Source organism: Streptomyces sp. NPDC051207 (assembly GCF_040682395.1).
GTDB lineage: Bacteria > Actinomycetota > Actinomycetes > Streptomycetales > Streptomycetaceae > Streptomyces.
This window is the reverse complement of record NZ_JBFBAX010000005.1, coordinates 257,655-274,064: the sequence shown is the minus strand read 5'-3', so window position 1 is coordinate 274,064 and position 16,410 is coordinate 257,655. Positions and strand designations below refer to the sequence as shown.

General features: G+C 72.6%; 14 protein-coding genes, 1 pseudogene and 1 riboswitch. Of the genes and pseudogenes, 7 read left to right on the top strand and 8 right to left on the bottom strand.

Annotated features, from left to right (window positions below):
* Positions 1-66 precede the first annotated feature (66 nt).
* A riboswitch (cyclic di-AMP (ydaO/yuaA leader) is annotated at positions 67-235 on the top strand.
* An 8-nt stretch (positions 236-243) separates the two neighbouring features.
* Positions 244-1,449, top strand: coding sequence for an NlpC/P60 family protein (locus AB0M97_RS08135; protein ID WP_365959900.1), 1,206 nt, complete (start codon positions 244-246; stop codon positions 1,447-1,449).
* A gap of 28 nt (positions 1,450-1,477) precedes the next feature.
* Here the strand turns inward: AB0M97_RS08135 and AB0M97_RS08130 are convergent, their stop codons facing one another.
* From AB0M97_RS08130 to AB0M97_RS08120, 3 genes are all read right to left on the bottom strand, one after another.
* Positions 1,478-1,831, bottom strand: coding sequence for a hypothetical protein (locus tag AB0M97_RS08130; protein WP_365959899.1), 354 nt, complete (start codon positions 1,829-1,831; stop codon positions 1,478-1,480).
* 171 nt (positions 1,832-2,002) lie between these two features.
* Positions 2,003-2,749: a response regulator transcription factor gene (locus AB0M97_RS08125; RefSeq protein WP_365959898.1), complete on the bottom strand. Its 747-nt coding sequence runs from the start codon at positions 2,747-2,749 to the stop codon at positions 2,003-2,005.
* On the bottom strand, positions 2,746-4,038 hold the full coding sequence (locus AB0M97_RS08120) for a PspC domain-containing protein (RefSeq protein ID WP_365959897.1): 1,293 nt from the start codon (positions 4,036-4,038) through the stop codon (positions 2,746-2,748). Before AB0M97_RS08120 ends, AB0M97_RS08125 begins: the two co-directional genes overlap by 4 nt.
* A 179-nt stretch (positions 4,039-4,217) precedes the next feature.
* Here AB0M97_RS08120 and AB0M97_RS08115 point away from each other — a divergent pair, with 179 nt between their 5' ends.
* Both AB0M97_RS08115 and AB0M97_RS08110 read left to right on the top strand, forming a co-directional pair.
* Positions 4,218-5,741 (top strand): PspC domain-containing protein, encoded by a 1,524-nt coding sequence (locus AB0M97_RS08115; protein WP_365959896.1) that lies wholly within the window; start codon positions 4,218-4,220, stop codon positions 5,739-5,741.
* Positions 5,728-5,967 (top strand): hypothetical protein, encoded by a 240-nt coding sequence (locus AB0M97_RS08110; RefSeq protein WP_365959895.1) that lies wholly within the window; start codon positions 5,728-5,730, stop codon positions 5,965-5,967. Before AB0M97_RS08115 ends, AB0M97_RS08110 begins: the two co-directional genes overlap by 14 nt.
* A gap of 47 nt (positions 5,968-6,014) precedes the next feature.
* Here AB0M97_RS08110 and AB0M97_RS08105 read toward each other — a convergent pair whose 3' ends face one another.
* Together AB0M97_RS08105 and AB0M97_RS08100 are read right to left on the bottom strand one after the other, a co-directional pair.
* Positions 6,015-6,545 (bottom strand): DoxX family membrane protein, encoded by a 531-nt coding sequence (locus AB0M97_RS08105; RefSeq protein WP_365959894.1) that lies wholly within the window; start codon positions 6,543-6,545, stop codon positions 6,015-6,017.
* Positions 6,546-6,734: 189 nt separating this feature from the next.
* Positions 6,735-7,973 carry a hypothetical protein gene (locus tag AB0M97_RS08100; RefSeq protein WP_365959893.1) on the bottom strand — a complete coding sequence of 413 codons (1,239 nt, stop codon included), beginning with the start codon at positions 7,971-7,973 and terminating at the stop codon, positions 6,735-6,737.
* A gap of 211 nt (positions 7,974-8,184) precedes the next feature.
* On the opposite strand from AB0M97_RS08100, the pseudogene AB0M97_RS08095 reads away from it, so the two are divergent.
* Positions 8,185-8,304 (top strand): annotated as a pseudogene (locus tag AB0M97_RS08095) (SHOCT domain-containing protein); the annotation flags it as partial.
* 105 nt (positions 8,305-8,409) lie between these two features.
* Positions 8,410-8,892, top strand: coding sequence for a pyridoxamine 5'-phosphate oxidase family protein (locus tag AB0M97_RS08090; RefSeq protein ID WP_365959892.1), 483 nt, complete (start codon positions 8,410-8,412; stop codon positions 8,890-8,892).
* 6 nt (positions 8,893-8,898) lie between these two features.
* Here AB0M97_RS08090 and guaA read toward each other — a convergent pair whose 3' ends face one another.
* Entirely contained in the window at positions 8,899-10,479 is a 1,581-nt protein-coding gene (gene guaA / locus AB0M97_RS08085) for a glutamine-hydrolyzing GMP synthase (RefSeq protein ID WP_365959891.1), read from the bottom strand.
* A 364-nt stretch (positions 10,480-10,843) separates the two neighbouring features.
* Between guaA and AB0M97_RS08080 the strand changes: the two genes are divergently transcribed.
* Both AB0M97_RS08080 and AB0M97_RS08075 read left to right on the top strand, forming a co-directional pair.
* Positions 10,844-11,128, top strand: a complete 285-nt coding sequence (locus tag AB0M97_RS08080) for a chorismate mutase (protein ID WP_365959927.1) — start codon at positions 10,844-10,846, stop codon at positions 11,126-11,128.
* A 673-nt stretch (positions 11,129-11,801) separates the two neighbouring features.
* Entirely contained in the window at positions 11,802-12,794 is a 993-nt protein-coding gene (locus AB0M97_RS08075) for an LAETG motif-containing sortase-dependent surface protein (RefSeq protein ID WP_365959890.1), read from the top strand.
* Between the two features lie 89 nt (positions 12,795-12,883).
* Here AB0M97_RS08075 and AB0M97_RS08070 read toward each other — a convergent pair whose 3' ends face one another.
* Positions 12,884-14,695, bottom strand: coding sequence for a GMC family oxidoreductase (locus AB0M97_RS08070; protein ID WP_365959926.1), 1,812 nt, complete (start codon positions 14,693-14,695; stop codon positions 12,884-12,886).
* 60 nt (positions 14,696-14,755) lie between these two features.
* Positions 14,756-16,372 (bottom strand): succinic semialdehyde dehydrogenase, encoded by a 1,617-nt coding sequence (locus AB0M97_RS08065; protein ID WP_365959889.1) that lies wholly within the window; start codon positions 16,370-16,372, stop codon positions 14,756-14,758.
* Positions 16,373-16,410: the final 38 nt, after the last annotated feature.

The following is a 16,410-nucleotide window of genomic DNA, read 5'->3' as shown; positions in this document are numbered from 1 at the left end:
GCCACACGAGTTGGCTACCGTGCCGGGCAGGCCGCACGACCCCCACCGGCGAAAGATCGCCGGGCCGCGCGGCCTCCGCCGAGTCCGGTGCGCCCGACGGCAGCCGGAGCCGGGGACCCACCGACTTCTGGGGTGAATCGGCCGAGCTCCCTCGTGGGCGCGGCCGTAGGGCACACCTTCCGATCCACCCGCCCGAACCCGACAGCTAACCCGGTAGGCGGAGCACGGAAGGAGTCGCCTCCCTTGGCGTCGCACCGCAAGACGAACCCCGCCCGGCAACGCGTCGCAGGCATACGGACGCCCGCCCTCGCCACGGCCGCCCTCACCTCCGTGGCCCTGCTGACCCAGACGGCCAACGCCGCGCCCGCCGACGACAGGCCGAGCATCGAAGAGGTCGAGAAGAAGGTCGACGACCTCTACCGCCAGGCGGAGTCGGCGACCGAGAAGTACAACTCGGCCAGGGAGAGGACCGTCAAGCGGCGCAAGCAGGTCGACACCCTCCTGGACGACATCGCCCGGCGCACCCAGCAGCTCAACGAAGCGCGCGAGGAGCTGGGTTCCTACGCCGCCGCCCAGTACCGCACCGGCATCGGCGTCCCCGACACCGCGACCTTCCTGCTCGCGGACACACCGCAGGACTTCTTCGACCGCTCGCAGCTGATGGACCGGCTCACCGGCCGGCAGAAGGTCGCGGTCGACGACTACTTCACGCAGCAGTCCGCGACGATGAAGAAGCGCCAGGAGGCCACCAGGAGCCTGGAGACGCTCAGCGACGCGCAGGCCGACCTGAAGACGGCGAAGGCGACCGTCCAGAAGAAGCTCTCCGAGGCGCGTGAGCTGCTGTCGCGGCTGACCGCCGAGGAGAAGGCGCGGCTCGCGGCGATCGAGACGCGCAAGCAGCGGGAGGCCGCCCGCAAGGCCGCCGAGCTGGCCCGCCAGCAGGAGGAGGAGCGGCAGGCCCGCGAGGAGGCCGCGGCGGCCGAACGGCAGGAGGACGGTTCCGACGGCGGCTCGGCGGGCGGCTCGACGGGTGGCTCAGCGGAGACCGGCGGCGGTGCCCCGGGCTCCCCGGTCACCGACCCGGCGTACGCCACCAAGGCCGAGAAGGCGGTCGCCTTCGCCCGCGCCCAGATCGGCAAACCGTACGTCTGGGGCGCCACCGGCCCCGACTCCTACGACTGCTCGGGCCTGACCGGGGCCGCCTGGCGGGCCGCGGGCGTCTCCCTCCCGCGCACCACCTACGACCAGGTCAACGCCGGCACGACGGTCCCCCTGTCCCAGGCCCGGCCCGGCGACCTCGTCTTCTTCTACGACGACGTCACCCACGTGGGCCTCTACATCGGCGACGGCATGATGATCCACGCGCCGAAACCGGGGACGGACGTCCGCGAGGAGTCCGTCTACTACGACGGCGAGGGGTCGATCCACAGCGTCGTGCGGCCGGCCTGAGCGACCCCGTCGCGTTCGTCGTGGCGGGTTACGTCCACAGCACGGCGATGAAGATGTTCGCCGTGGTCAGCAGGCCGACGAGACCGAACAGACCCTTCTCGGCCCTCTCCTCGTCGCGCTTCACATAGACGAGGCCGAGGATCACGATCAGCAGGGCCAGCTTCACGCCGATCTTGATGTTGTTGACGGTCTGGTCGTCGGCCTGGTTGAGGCCGACCAGTGCCACGCCGGTGACCAGCATGGTGAGGGCGCCGTGCAGCATCGCGGGGGTGAAGCGGGCGGTGCCCTCCCCCATGGCCTTCATCTGGGTGAGGAAACCGCCGAGCAGCGCGGCGATGCCGATGATGTGCAGACCGACGAAGAGATGGATGAGTACGTCCATGAGCCCGGAGCCTAGTGAGGGGCGCGGGCGCCGTGGTACGCGGGTGGGGTGAGGCCGGCACGCGCGAGGGTCATGGCATGCCGCTGGACCATGGCGCCGAGCCCCGCCCGTGCGGCATCGGCAGGACGGACTGGTCCGAACTTCCGCACCGGCTCGACGCGCAACCGCCCCTCACACCAGCCGACGTGCCGTAGCCCACCGCGTCAGCTCGTGCCGGTTGGACAGCTGGAGCTTTCTGAGGACCGCCGAGACGTGGGACTCGACCGTCTTGACGGAGATGAACAGCTGCTTGGCGATCTCCTTGTAGGCGTAGCCGCGGGCGATGAGCCGGAGCACTTCCCGTTCCCTCTGGGTGAGGCGGTCGAGGTCCTCGTCCACCGGCGGGGCGTCCGTGGAGGCGAACGCGTCGAGGACGAAGCCGGCCAGACGCGGGGAGAACACCGCGTCGCCCTCCTGGACACGGAAGATCGAGTCGATCAGGTCGGAGCCGGTGATCGTCTTCGTCACGTAGCCGCGCGCGCCGCCCCGGATGACGCCGATCACGTCCTCCGCGGCGTCCGACACGGACAGGGCGAGGAAGCGGACGGGCTGCTGGGCGTCGGCCATCAACGGGGCGCAGCGGCGCAGTACTTCCACGCCACCGCCGCCCGGCAGGTGCACGTCCAGGAGGACGACCTCCGGCCGGGTCGCGGTGATGACCGTGACGGCCTGGTCGACGTCGGCGGCCTCGCCGACCACCTCGACGCCGGTCTGCGCGGTCTGGCCGATCTCGGCCTGGACGCCCGTACGGAACATGCGGTGGTCGTCGACGAGGACCACGCGGACGTGACGCCCGGCCGTGCCGTCGCCGGAAACCTCCCCGGCGTCCGCCCCTTCGGCCGTCCCGGTCGGTCCGTTCGTGTCGGTCGGGTCGCTCATGACGTCTTCTCCGCCCTCTCCATCTCCAGCTCGACCTCCGTGCCGCCGTCCGGCACCGCCCGCAACCGGGCCGTGCCGCCGTTTCGCTCCATGCGGCCGATGATCGATTCTCTGACGCCCATGCGGTCGGCGGGTATCGAGTCGAGGTCGAAGCCGGGGCCGCGGTCCCGGACGGACACGAAGACCGTCCTGCCCTCGACTTCGGCATAGACCTGTACGGCGCCGCCCTCGCCACCGTACTTGGCGGCGTTCACCATTGCTTCCCGCGCGGCCTGCATCTGTGCGGCGGTCTTCTCGTCGAGCGGGCAGTCGCCCACCACGACGACCTCTATGGGGACGCCGTGCTTGTCCTCCACCTCCGCCGCGTTGCGCCGTACCGCGTCGGCGAGGGTCGTGGGCTCGTCCTCCTCGTCCTTGCCGGTGCCCTCCGGTTTGTAGAGCCAGGTGCGCAGGTCGCGTTCCTGGGCGCGGGCGAGGCGGCGCACCTCGCTCGCGTTCTCCGCGTTGCGCTGGATCAGGGTCAGGGTGTGCAGCACCGAGTCGTGGACGTGGGCGGCGACTTCGGCGCGCTCCTGGGCGCGGATGCGCATCAGGCGCTCCTCGGAGAGGTCCTGCGTCATGCGCACCAGGTAGGGGCCGGCCAGCAGCGTTATACCGACGAGGACGGCGAGGGCGGCCTGGAGGATGGAGCCGAGGTGGGCGGCGGAGCCCTGGAGGACGAAGATGCCGGAGACACCGGCCGTCACCAGCAGCACGCCGGCCACGGCCCGCAGCAAGGTGACCGTGCGCCGGTGGCGGCCGACCTCGGCCCAGCGGGCCCTGCGGGCGTTGTCCGCCTGGCGCCACACGAGGGCGACGCCCGCGCCCACGAGGACCATGGGCCACAGGTAGGCCCGCGCCCCGCCGCTCAGATTGACGTTGCCCACGAAGACCATGGCCACCACGACCATGAGGAGCAGGGCGACGATCTGGCCCCGGTCCGGTTTGCGGGCGACGAGTCTGCGGCGGCCGTCCGGCGAGGTCTCCGAGCCGACGAGGGAGGGCGGCTTCTGCGCCTCGACGCCGCCGACCCCGAGCGGCACGAAGAACCAGAAGGCCGCGTACAGCAGCGCACCGAGGCCGTCCGCCATGAACAGCCCGACGAAGACCAGCCGCACCCAGATCACGGGCAGCCCGAGATGCCCGGCGAGCCCCCGCGCCACACCACCCAGCCAGCGTCCGTCGCTGCTGCGGTAGAGCTTGCGCGGCGGCCGCGGTTCGCTGAGTGGCGCTGCTACGGCTTCCGGCATGCCACTGATGGTCACACGACCGGCAGAGCCGGGCATCAGGGTCCGTCCCCGAGACGCCCCTGATCTTCGGCCCGGGGCCCCGTCGAACGCTTCCCGGGCGCCGGCTCGGGGGCGATATCAGGGTCCGGCCAGGGTCGTTCCGACTCCCGTCGCGGCGGCGCGGCCGTCACCATGGACTCATGACAGAACACGAGCACGCCGCGACGGGTCCGGGACCCGGCTCCGGCCCGCGCCCTCCGCTGGGCGCCGGGCCGCAGGATGCCGCGCCCGCCGCGGCTGCCTCCCCCGGCCCGCCCGGCTCGGGCGGGTTCGCGCCGGCAGGCGCGGACGAGGGCTCGCGCGCGCACGGGCATGCGGGCGCGCGGAGAAAGGGGAGCACAAGGGCGCCGGGCCCGGACACGGACCCGGCCGGCGGGGCGGACGGCCCCGAGCCTCCCCACCGCTTCCGGCGCGACCGGCCGCACAAGCTGATCGGCGGCGTGTGCGCGGGCCTCGGCCGGCAGTGCGACATGGACCCGGTCATCTTCCGCATCACCCTCGCCGTGCTCTCCGCGACCGGCGGTATCGGCCTCATCTTCTACGGCTTCGCCTGGCTCTTCGTCCCGTACGACGACGAGGAGGAGAACGAGCTGCGCAAGCTCCTCACCGGCCGGGTCGACGGCCAGGCACTGGCGGCCGTGCTGTTCGCGCTGGTCGGCTGCGGCGTGTTCCTGACCATGCTGAAGAACGGCGGCGTGCTGACGTTCGCCGTGATCCTCTCCCTGCTGCTCGCGGGCGCCGGGTACTGGTCGCGGCAGCGCGGCGCCCCCGGCCCCGACCCGCTGGCCTCGCAGGCCGTCGCCGACGCCCCTCCGGAGCCGCAGGCCCCGCCGGTGATCACGACATGGCCGTCCTGGTGGCGTGACCCGATAGTCAAGGACGGCACGCACGTCGGCGGCACGGGATATCTGTGGGGCCCGCGCGACGCCCTCCACCCGGACGTCGCGGCGGCCGTCAACATCAGCCGCGGCATCCCCCCGGACGACCGCGAGGACGTCCCCGGGGCGCAGCCCCGGCCGCCGAAACCGCGCGGCCCCCGCTGGGTGGGCGGCCGGGTGTTCCTGCTCGCCCTTCTCGCGGGCGGCCTCGGCACCGGCCTCACCTGGGAGGACCACCCGCTCGGCACGAGCCTTCAGACCGGCCTGTCCTGGGCGCTCGTGGTCTTCGGCCTGGGCATCGCGGTCAGCGCCTTCCTCGGGCGCACGGGAGCGGGGTCGATCCTCCTGGCGGTCGTCACGGCGGGTCTGCTGGCCGGTTCCGCGGCGGTGCCCAAGGACATCGGCACACAGTGGACACGGACGACCTGGCAGCCCACCGCGGTGACGCAGGTGCGGGACCACTACGACCTCGGCACCGGCGTGGGCACGCTGGATCTGTCCCGGCTGCGCGTGCCCGACGGTCAGTCCGTCGCCACGCGCGCCGAGGTGAGCCTGGGCCGGATAAAGGTGATCGTGCCCCGGGACGTGACGGTACGGCTCAGCATCGACGTGGGCGTGGGCGACATCCAGTTGCCGGGTGACCGGCAGAAGGACGTGGACGTGGAACCGGGCAAGCGCCAGAAGACCACCCTGCCCCCGGTCACGGGCGGTGCGAACGCCGGGACACTCGATCTGGAACTCCACGTCGGCGCCGGACAGGTGGAGGTGACCCGTGCTGCGGCATGAGTTCCAGCCGGGCAGGCTGGTCGCCGGTCTCTTCCTCACCCTCGGCGGCGTGCTCTACGCCGGAGACGCGGCCGGGGCGTGGGACACGCCGTGGTTCGTGCTGATCCCGCTCGTCACGGGCGGCCTGTGCCTGGCGGGCGCGACGGCGGTCGTCGCGGGCGGCATACGCAGACGCCGCCGCGGAGCGCCCCGGGGCACTCGGGAGGGGGCAGGCACCCCGCACTGACCGCCGACGGCGGGCGGATCACGCGGGGGAGCCGCTGATCGCTCCCGTCACCGGCCACTCCGCCGCCGTCGCCGCGCCCGCAGGGCCGCGTCGATCGACAGACAGGGCGCACCGGCCAGGACGAGAGGGATCCAGGCCATCAGGTAGGCGAGGTCGTTGCCGTAGTAGTAGGGGTCGGAGGCCCAGCTCACGGTCAGCCACAGGCTCAGCGAGATCAGCGCACCGCCGAGGGCGGCGAGGCGGGCGAGGAGACCGAGCAGGATGCCGATGCCGACGGCCAGTTCACCGAAGGCGATGGCGTAGCCGAAGCCGGGCGGGTTCTCCAGGGCCAGGTCGACCAGGGCGGGGACGGCCGAGGAGTCCCGGACGCTGCGCATCAGGTCGCCGACCGACCCGGCACCGGAGGCCTGCATGAAGGCGCTGTCGGTGAGCTTGTCGAGCCCGGCGTAGACGAACGTGACACCGAGGAACACCCGGAGGGGAAGGAGGGCGTAATGGGAGGCCGTGTCCCGCCGGCCGCGACGGCTGCCGCCGTCGAGGCGGGGATCGCGGGTATCCGTCCGCATACCGTGAGTCATCTTTGCCAGCCGCCTCTCACCCACCCTGCCGTACCTCATCAGACGATACGTACGCCGGGCCGGCCACGCTCAGTCCCGTACCGCGGGTTTTTCCCCACGCCGGGCCCGGCGGGACCGCCGGCTCAGTCGTCGTGGACACAGGATGTGCGGGGGGCCCGTTCCACGGGGTCCGGCACGCCCCCGAGCCGCTCAGTCCGTCACGTCGATCTCGTAGCGGTTGGTCTCCACGCCCGCCGCCGTCACCACCTGGACCGCCAGGCGGCCCGGTTCGACGTCGGCCGGGACCGGGACGGTCAGGAGGGTGTCCGTCGGGTTGCTGAAGCCGCCGGTGACCGGCACGAGCGGGACGTGGACGTGGACGGTGCCGATGCGGACGACCATGCGGGAGAGGCGGTCGGCGCTCTGGGCGCCGGGCGGCACGAATCCGGCGCCGCGGATCTCGATGTCGTCGCCGGTGCGGATCGGCGCGTCCAGGTCGCCGGCCTCGCGGGAGCGCACGACGGACAGGATCACGGGCCGGCCGCCCTCGGCGTACTTCCCGGCGACGTAGGTGGCCGCGGACACCAGCACCAGTACGGCCAGGCCCCACGGCAGGTCGGGCAGCTGGTCCGGACGGCGGGCGAGGCGTACGGCAGCGAAGGCGAGGGCGACGACGCCGATCACGACGTACTGGATATCGGTGAAGGTGCCGCGCCCGGAGTCGTCGGTGAGCAGGTCGGCGGCGCGCGGCCGGTTCGCCGGGACCTTCTGCAGCCGCTGGCCGAGGACCCGCAGGCCGACCACGCGGCGCACCAGGACGGCGATGCCGCACACCACGGCGAGGACGGTCACCACCCCGGCGCCGCGGGCGAGTTCGAGCCCGGCGAGCAGCGCGTCGCGTTCGCGGGGCCCGGAGGCGGCGGCCAGCCGGCCGACCAGGACGAGCACCGCGTACGCCACGAACAGCACCCACGCGGCGGCCACGGCACGGGAGGTCGACAGCCGGTTGTCCTCGCCGATGACCGGCGCGAGCGCGCCGCCGCGCGCCCGGTGGAACCAGGAGGCGGCGGTCAGCGCGGCGGCGACCACCAGCGCGGCCAGCAGTCCGGCGGTGCGGGCCGCCGTCCAGCCCGCACCGATCGCGGTGAGCGCCTGCACAAGGAGCAGCACGACGACCGCCGCCCAGACGACGTACGCGGTGCGGCGCCACAGGCTCGCCAGCCAGGCGACGCCCTCGGCGCGACCGCGTTCGGCGACCAGTTCCGCGGACTGGGTGAGTTCCTCCGAAACCCACTGGCGGGAGGCCGACGCCGAGTGGGCGACCGCGGCCGGCAGGCCGTGGCCGGCGGCGAACTCGTCGCGTCGGGCCAGGAATGCGGCGACCGCCCGCCGGTGCCCGGCACGCGCTCCGTGCGGGCAGTCTCCGCAGGTGCAGCCGCCTCTGTGCACGTCGGCGCCCGCGCCGCCCCGCCCCGCCCCGCCCCCTGCACCGCCACGCCCGATGCCCGCCTTCCCGTCACCGTCACCTGCGACCGCCCGCGGTCCGGGCGTCCGCCGCCGCGCAACTCCCCCACGACGAGGACGAATTGTGCCCTACGCCACCCCGCCCGCGTCCGGCAGGTGTGGTCGGAGAGGGTGAACGGCACGGCGCCGGGTTGACCCGGCGTCGGCCGATCACCACGACGTGCTGCTGCGCAGGCTGCGCGAGCTGCACCGGGACGGCGTGCTCACGGACGAGGAGTTCGCCCGGACCAAGGCGGCCGTCCTGCGCGACTTCTGACCCGCGCCCGCGCGAGCCCCCACGGCGGAAGCCGGGCGGGTCCCCGCCCGGGAGACGCACCGATACACGACAGAAGATGTCGGGTATCGGCGGCACACTCGCCGCATGAATCCTGAAGCACCGAACTGGGCGGCCTTCACCGCCGCCGAACCGGACCTCGCCCGCACCGTCGAGGAGCGGTTCGCCGCCCACACCCATCACGTCCTGGCGACCCTGCGCAAGGACGGGTCGCCGCGCACCACCGGGCTGGAGACGCGGTTCCTGAACGGCGAGCTGTGGCTCGGCATGATGCCGGGCTCGCTGAAGGCGCTCGACCTGCGCCACGACCCGCGCTTCGCGCTCCAGGCGAATCCGGGCGAGGGCACGTCGATGGGCGGCGGCGACGTGCGGATCAGCGGGCGCGCGGTCGAGGTCGGAGAGGGCGCGGCGAAGTCGGCGTACGTGAAAGAGGTGGAACCGCCGCAGCCGTTCCACCTCTTCCGCACCGAGCTGACGGAGGTCGTGCGGACCTGCGTCGAGGACGACATGTACCTCGTCCTGCACATCTGGAAGCCCGGCGAGCCGTTGCGCACGATCAAGCGCAGGTAGGCCCCGTCACTCCCACTCGATGGTGCCCGGCGGCTTGCTCGTCACGTCGAGGACGACGCGGTTGACGTCCTTGACCTCGTTGGTGATCCGCGTGGAGATCTTCGCCAGGACGTCGTACGGCAGACGCGACCAGTCGGCCGTCATGGCGTCCTCGGAGGAGACCGGGCGCAGCACGATCGGGTGGCCGTAGGTGCGGCCGTCGCCCTGGACGCCGACGCTGCGGACGTCCGCGAGGAGGACCACCGGGCACTGCCAGATGTCGCGGTCGAGGCCGGCCGCCGTCAGCTCCTCGCGGGCGATGGCGTCGGCCTCGCGCAGCAGGTCCAGGCGCTCCTTGGTGACCTCGCCGACGATGCGGATGCCGAGGCCGGGGCCGGGGAAGGGCTGGCGCTGGACGATCTCCTCGGGCAGGCCGAGCTCCTGCCCGACCATGCGGACCTCGTCCTTGAACAGCTTGCGCAGCGGCTCGATCAGCTTGAACTCGAGGTCCTCGGGGAGCCCGCCGACGTTGTGGTGGGACTTGATGTTGGCCGTGCCGGTGCCGCCGCCGGACTCGACGACGTCCGGGTAGAGGGTGCCCTGGACGAGGAACTCGACGGCGGGACCCTCATCCGCGATGATCTCGGCCTGCGCCTGCTCGAAGACCCGGATGAACTCCCGGCCGATGATCTTCCGCTTCTCCTCGGGGTCGCTGACCCCGGCGAGCGCCTTGAGGAACCGCTCCTCGGCGTCCACGACCTTCAGCTGCACGCCGGTCGCGGCGACGAAGTCCTTCTCGACCTGCTCGGTCTCGCCCTTGCGCATCAGGCCGTGGTCGACGTACACGCAGGTCAGCTGGGAGCCGATGGCCTTCTGGACGAGGGCGGCGGCGACCGCGGAGTCCACGCCGCCGGACAGGCCGCAGATCGCGCGCCGGTCGCCGACCAGCTCGCGGATCGCGGCGACCTGCTCCTCGATCACGTTGCCCGTGGTCCAGGAGGGCTTGAGGCCGGCGCCGCGGTACAGGAAGTGCTCCAGCACCTGCTGGCCGTGCGTGGAGTGCATCACCTCGGGGTGGTACTGCACGCCGTACAGCTTCTTCTCGTCGTTCTCGAAGGCGGCGACCGGGACGACGTCGGTGGACCCGGTGACCGTGAAGCCCTCCGGGGCGGCGGAGCAGGCGTCGCCGTGCGACATCCACACGGTCTGCTCGGCGGGCGTGCCCTCGAAGAGGGTGGACGACGGCCGGGCGACCCGCAGTTCCGTACGGCCGTACTCGCGGGCGCCGGTGTTGTCGACGGTGCCGCCGAGGGTCTGCGCCATCAGCTGGAAGCCGTAGCACATGCCGAAGACGGGGACGCCGGCCTCGAAGAGCTCACGGTCGAGGCGGGGGGCGCCCTCCTCGTACACGGACGAAGGACCGCCGGACAGGATGATGGCCGCCGGGTTCTTGGCGAGGATCTCCGCGACCGGCATGGTGCTGGGCACGATCTCGCTGTAGACCCGGGCCTCACGGACGCGACGGGCGATGAGCTGGGCGTACTGCGCGCCGAAGTCGACGACCAGGACGGTGTCGGGGGCGGCGGCAGCGGGAGTCGCTGATGACACGGGGTGCCTTCCGGCGGTGGGGCGGGGGCTTGTGCTGCCGATTCTACCGAGATGAGGTGAGTGACGTTTCCGCGCCGGGTGCGGGCACCGGGTACACTCGCCGCCATGCTCACGCACCCGACCTTCGTCTTTACCTATGGCAACCGGCCCGCCGGCTGCCACGGTCGTGCTGCTTGAGCAACTGACAAGCGACTTCCCAGGCGCCCCGGGCTTCACGGCCCGGGGCGCCTGGCGTTTTCCGGGACCTGTCACCCCGGGGCACCGCATCCCGCCCGATGAGGAGCCTCACATGACCGTCACCGCCGAGCAGACCGGCACCGCCGAGCAGACCGTCACCGCCCGGAAGACGAGCGTCACCGCCGGGATGACGAGCGTCACCGAGAGGACCGGCGCCCGCACCGACGAGGCCGCCGACCTGATCGCCGGGGCCCGTGAGCGCATCGACGCGCTGGACGACCGGATCATCGGGCTGGTCCAGGAACGCATGGCCGTCTCCGCCGTCATCCAGGAGGCGCGGATCTCCTCGGGCGGGCGGCGCGTGAACCTGTCCCGCGAGACGGAGGTCCTCGGCCACTTCCGCGACGCCCTGGGCAGGCCGGGCACGGCCCTCGCGATGACCCTGCTGGAACTGTGCCGGGGCAGGATCTGAACCCGGCGCCGACGGTCCGCCCCCGTCGCGGGCCCGGGCACAGACGTACGCATCGCCCCTCACCCGTACGGCGCGTGACGCCTCGCGGGCCGCTTCGTTGGTCCCGGTGTGTCCGTGCCAGCCAGGGGCGGGCCCGAGAAAACCACGCGTGGCTCGCTGGAGCGATGAGACGTACGGATCGTGCCGTGTGTCGTGGGACCTCGCTCCAGGGAAGTGACCGGACGGCAGGGGACAGCAGCCCGGTCACCCAGGAAACGGCCGGCTCCGGGGACGCCCGGGGCCGGCCGGCGGACCGTCCCACACCGCCCCGAACCAGCACCACGGACCAGCACCACAGACCAGCGGCGCACCCCCCGGCGCCGCTCCCCCGAGGCACCGGCGCTGCCCTAACGCCGGTGCTGACGAGGAAGGGCCCCGCGGCCGACGCCCCGCGGGGCCCTTCGTGCGCGCCGCTCACCTCAGCCCCACGTGGTGACGCCGCCCGCACAAGCCACTCGTGACCCAGCTCACATAAAGATGATGTGAGGAGTAGGACAACCATTCCCGGGCTTCGTTGATCAGACCTCTCGACACCACGGGCCACGCGCCGACGCGGCTGGCCTCCACCCAACACTCGTACTGCCTTGCCGCAGTACGCCGGAATCCTGAGGTCCTCATGAAGCTTCGCCGCGCCATGGCAGCAGCGGCTGCGACTGCGGTGATCGCCCCGGTGGCGCTCCTCGTGGCGCCCGCCGCGTACGCGACCGACGAGCCCGACACCACGGCCAGCACCTCCGCCTCCGCCACGGCCGACGACACCACCTCGGCCAGCCCCACGCCGTCCTCGACGGAGTCGGCCGGCACGGGTACCGACGAGGGCAAGGAGCCGGAGGCCGGCACCTCCACGACCCCGCCCGCCACCGGGTCCTCGTCGCCGAGCGCGAGCCCGTCCGCCAGCGCCTCCGCCACCTCGCCGGCCCCGTCGGCGTCCGCGAGCGAGTCGGAGACCCCGGACCCGGAGCCGTCGATCTGCGAGGACTCCCAGGTCGACGTCAGCATCACGGGCCTGCCGGGCAAGGTCGCCGCGGGCAGCGGCTGGCACAAGTTCTCGCTGAACGTCCTCAACTCCTCGGACTCCACCCTGGAGGACCTGGACTTCTTCGCCGGCGCCTCCGCCGACCGGGACGGCGCCGACCTGTTCCGCAGCAAGCAGGTCCAGCTCCAGGCCTGGGACCCGGACAACGAGACCTGGGTCGACCTGGACGAGGAGGGCTACGCGGTCGGTTACGTCGGTTACACCGACGTCCTGGAGCCCGACTACGTCGTCAACATCCCGATGCGCCTGAACGTCAAGGCGAGCGCCCCGGTCGGCGCGGGCTTCACGCTCGGCGCGACGATCTACGGCGACGCCGACAACGAGTGCGTCGGCTTCGGCGACGTGGCGTACCGCTTCCAGATCGTGGCCGCCGGCACGGACACCGACGGCACCGAGCCGCAGGAAGGCGGCAAGGCGCCCGTCACCGACAAGAAGCCCGGCGGCAACACGCCCGAGGTCACCGGCAGCCTCGCCGAGACCGGCTCCAGCTCCGCGCTTCCCGTGATCGGCCTCGTCGGCGGCGTCGCGGTCGTCGCCGGTGCCGGCGCGGTCTTCGTCGTGCGGCGCCGCAACGCCGGGACCGTCGCGTAACACGCGACGGACGTACCCAGAAGTACGGAAGGGACCTGCGCTCGGAGGGGGGCGCAGGTCCCTTCCGCTTCCCGGAGATCCCGGGGGCGCTACTGCTGCCGCGGTGCCGCCGGTTCCTTCTTCGGCGGCACCGCGGGTATCCCCACGAACGGCAGGCGCAGCGCGGCGAACGCCGTGGCCGGGACCACCGGCGACTTCGGCTCCACCGGCGTCAGACGCTCGTACGCCGCTCCCTGCGCGGGGCGCGGGTCCGCCTCGCCCTTGTTCGGCCAGAACGACATGGCCCGCTCGGCCTGGGCCGTGATCGTCAGGGACGGGTTCACGCCGAGGTTCGCCGAGACGGCCGAGCCGTCGACGACGGAGATGCCCGGGTGGCCCCACAGCCGGTGGTAGGGGTCGATGACACCGCTCTCGCGGGACGCGCCGATGGGGCAGCCGCCCAGGAAGTGGGCGGTCAGCGGGGTGCCCATCAGTTCGCCGACGTTGGAGCCCGCGAAGCCGTTGATCTCGGCCGCCAGCGCGGAGGCGCCCTCCGTGGCCGCCCTGATCTGCTTCGGGTTGGGCGAGCCGTGCCCCTGCCGGGACGTGAGCAGGCCCTTGCCGACGCCCTTCGGCTTCAGGTACGTCGTCACCGAGTTGTCCAGCGACTGCATCACCAGGCCGATGATGGTCCGCTCCGACCAGCGGCGGTTGGACAGCGAGCGCAGGACCAGCATCGGGTGCCGGGCCGCGTGGGCCAGCCAGCCCAGGACCCGCGCGGAGCCCCTGCCGCTGGGCGCGTAGGGCACCTGGAGGATCGACAGGCTGCCCATCGAGTTGGAGCCCTTGCCGTAGCGGACCGGCTCGATGTGGGTGTTCGCGTCGGGGTGGATCGAGGAGGTGATGGCGACGCCCTTGGTGAAGTCGACCTTCGGCTCGCCCGTCACCTTCCGGTAGCGCCGGTCGTCGGTCTGGGCGCCCACCAGCGCCTCGGAGTTGGTGCGGGTCAGTTCGCCCAGCCGGTCGGACACGCGCGGCAGCAGGCCGCTGGACTTCATGCGGTGCAGCAGGGTCTGCGTGCCGTAGGTGCCGGCGGCCAGCACGACCTGCCGGGCCGTGAAGACGCGGCCCCCGTCCTTGTCCCTGCCCTTGCGCCGCCGACTGGTGGGGAGCGTGGCGACGGCGTATCCGCCGCGCGCGTCCTCCGTGACCGACACCACCGTCGTCATGGGGTGGACGACCGCGCCGGCCTTCTCGGCGAGGTACAGGTAGTTCTCGTTGAGGGTGTTCTTCGCGCCGCGCCGGCAGCCGGTCATGCACTCGCCGCACTCGTTGCAGGCGCGGCGGGAGGGTCCCGCGCCGCCGAAGTACGGGTCGGGCACCTCCTCGCCGGGCTTGGCGCGCACGGCCCTCCCGGCGTCCTCGCCGTCGCCGAAGAACACGCCGACCGGCGCCATGTGGAAGGTGTCGCCGCAGCCCATCCGCTCGGCCGCCGCCTTCAGATGCACGTCGGACGGCGTCATGGTCGGGTTGAGCCGCACGCCGAGCATGCGCCGCGCCTGGTCGTAGTACGGCCGCAGCTCCTCCTCCCAGTCGGTGATGTCCCGCCACTGCGCATCCTCGAAGAAGGGCTTCGGCGGTACGTAGAGGGTGTTGGCGTAGTTGAGCGAGCCGCCGCCGACGCCCGCGCCCGCCAGGACCATGACGTTGCCCAGCAGGTGGATGCGCTGGATGCCGTACATGCCGAGCTTGGGGGCCCACAGGTAGTTCTTCAGGTCCCAGGAGTTCTTCGGGAGCGTCTCGCGGGTGAAGCGGCGGCCCGCCTCCAGCACCCCCACCCGGTAGCCCTTCTCCGTCAGGCGCAGGGCGGTGACGGAACCGCCGAAGCCGGAGCCCACGACGACGACGTCGTAGTCATACATCTCCTGTGACACGTGCTCTCCTCGTTGAGAACCGCCCGGGGTGGCTCGACGGGCCGGGACCTAGCGGAAACGGAACGCCTTCATCAGGCGCAGGCCGGCGCTCATGAACGCCGCGTACTTCTCGTCGTCCATGCCGAGCGACGGGGCCATCGGCAGCAGCCGCTGGTGGGCGACGGTCTGGGCCTCCGTGAACTTGAGGATGCCCTCGGAGCCGTGCCGGCGGCCGAGGCCGGAGTCCTTCATGCCGCCCATCGGCGACTGGACGCTGCCGTAGGCGGGCGCGTAGCCCTCGTTGATGTTGACGGTGCCGGTGCGCAGCCGGGCGGCGATCTCGTGGCCGCGCCGGGCGTCCTTGGTCCACACCGAGGAGTTCAGGCCGTACGGCGTGGAGTTGGCGCGCTCGACCGCCTCGTCCTCGGTGCGGAAGCGGTAGACGGACACCACGGGGCCGAAGGTCTCCTCCGCGCACACGGCCATGGGCTCCTCGACGCCGTCGAGGATGGTCGGCTCGAAGAAGTACGGGCCGATGTCCGGGCGGGCGACGCCCCCGGCGACGATCCTCGCACCCCGGGCGACGGCGTCCTCGACGTGCCGCGTGACGGTCTCCAGCTGGCGTTCGCCGACGAGGGAGCCCATGTCGGCGCCGTAGGTCAGGGAGGTGCCGAGCCGCATGGCCCTGGTGCGGGCGGCGAAGCGCTCCAGGAAGGCGTCGGCGACGGACTCGTGGACCAGCAGCCGCTCGATGGAGATGCACAGCTGCCCGGCGGAGGAGAAGCAGGCGCGCACGGCACCGGCCGCGGCCTTGTCGATGTCGGCGTCCTCCAGCACCAGCATGGCGTTCTTGCCGCCGAGTTCGAGGCAGACGCCGACCAGGCGGGCGGCGGCGCGCCGGGCGACCTCGCGGCCGGTGCGGGTGGAGCCGGTGAAGGACACGTAGTCGGCGTGCGCGACGACCTCGGGGCCGACGACCGGACCGTCGCCGATGACGACCTGGAACACCTCGGCGGGCAGCCCCGCCTCGACGAGCAGGTCACGGGCCCACAGGGCGGTCAGGCAGGTCTCGGTGTCGGGCTTCATGACGACCGCGTTGCCCGCGACGAACGCCGGGAGCGCGTCGCCCACGGACAGCTCCAGCGGGTAGTTCCAGGGCGCGATCTGGCCGACGACGCCGCGCGGGTGGCGCAGCTCGGTGACCTTGGTGAGGGCCGGCAGGGCACCGGCGTGCCGCTTGGGCCGCAGGTAGGCGGGGGCCCTGCGGCCGTAGTGCCGGGCGGCGACCGCGACGGCCTGGACCTCCTCGTGGGCGTGCAGGCGGGCCTTGCCGGTCTCCAGCTGGATGAGGTCGAGCACCTCGGCCTGGCGCTCCAGCAGCAGGTCGTGGAAGCGCAGCAGGACGGCGGCGCGCTGCCGCACCGGGACCCGCGCCCAGACGGCCTGCGCGGCACGGGCCGCGTCGAAGGCCCGCGCCACGTCCTCGGGGGACGACTCGGGCAGGTCGGCCAGCTTCTCCCCGGTGAACGGCGTGTGGTTGGCGGTGGTGCCCGATCCGGCCACGCCCTTGACGAGCTGGGCGACCAGCTCGGGCGTCACCACGTCGGCGGCGGTGCGGGCGCCCGCCGGGGCGGGGGCGAGGGGGTTCGTCGTGCCGGTCTTCTCGAGGGCCTGCGCGTCCGTCATGGGCGGCAGAGTATGCGGGACCGCCCGCTTTGTGTACC

What these genes read in the sequence shown, in the direction of transcription:
- AB0M97_RS08130 (WP_365959899.1), bottom strand. Translation starts at nt 1,831, where the DNA reads ATGGACGTACTCATCCATCTCTTCGTCGGTCTGCACATCATCGGCATC.
- AB0M97_RS08125 (WP_365959898.1), bottom strand. Translation starts at nt 2,749, where the DNA reads ATGAGCGACCCGACCGACACGAACGGACCGACCGGGACGGCCGAAGGG.
- AB0M97_RS08120 (WP_365959897.1), bottom strand. Translation starts at nt 4,038, where the DNA reads ATGCCGGAAGCCGTAGCAGCGCCACTCAGCGAACCGCGGCCGCCGCGC.
- AB0M97_RS08115 (WP_365959896.1), top strand. Translation starts at nt 4,218, where the DNA reads ATGACAGAACACGAGCACGCCGCGACGGGTCCGGGACCCGGCTCCGGC.
- AB0M97_RS08105 (WP_365959894.1), bottom strand. Translation starts at nt 6,545, where the DNA reads ATGACTCACGGTATGCGGACGGATACCCGCGATCCCCGCCTCGACGGC.
- AB0M97_RS08090 (WP_365959892.1), top strand. Translation starts at nt 8,410, where the DNA reads ATGAATCCTGAAGCACCGAACTGGGCGGCCTTCACCGCCGCCGAACCG.
- AB0M97_RS08080 (WP_365959927.1), top strand. Translation starts at nt 10,844, where the DNA reads ATGACGAGCGTCACCGAGAGGACCGGCGCCCGCACCGACGAGGCCGCC.
- AB0M97_RS08075 (WP_365959890.1), top strand. Translation starts at nt 11,802, where the DNA reads ATGGCAGCAGCGGCTGCGACTGCGGTGATCGCCCCGGTGGCGCTCCTC.
- AB0M97_RS08070 (WP_365959926.1), bottom strand. Translation starts at nt 14,695, where the DNA reads ATGTATGACTACGACGTCGTCGTCGTGGGCTCCGGCTTCGGCGGTTCC.
- AB0M97_RS08065 (WP_365959889.1), bottom strand. Translation starts at nt 16,372, where the DNA reads ATGACGGACGCGCAGGCCCTCGAGAAGACCGGCACGACGAACCCCCTC.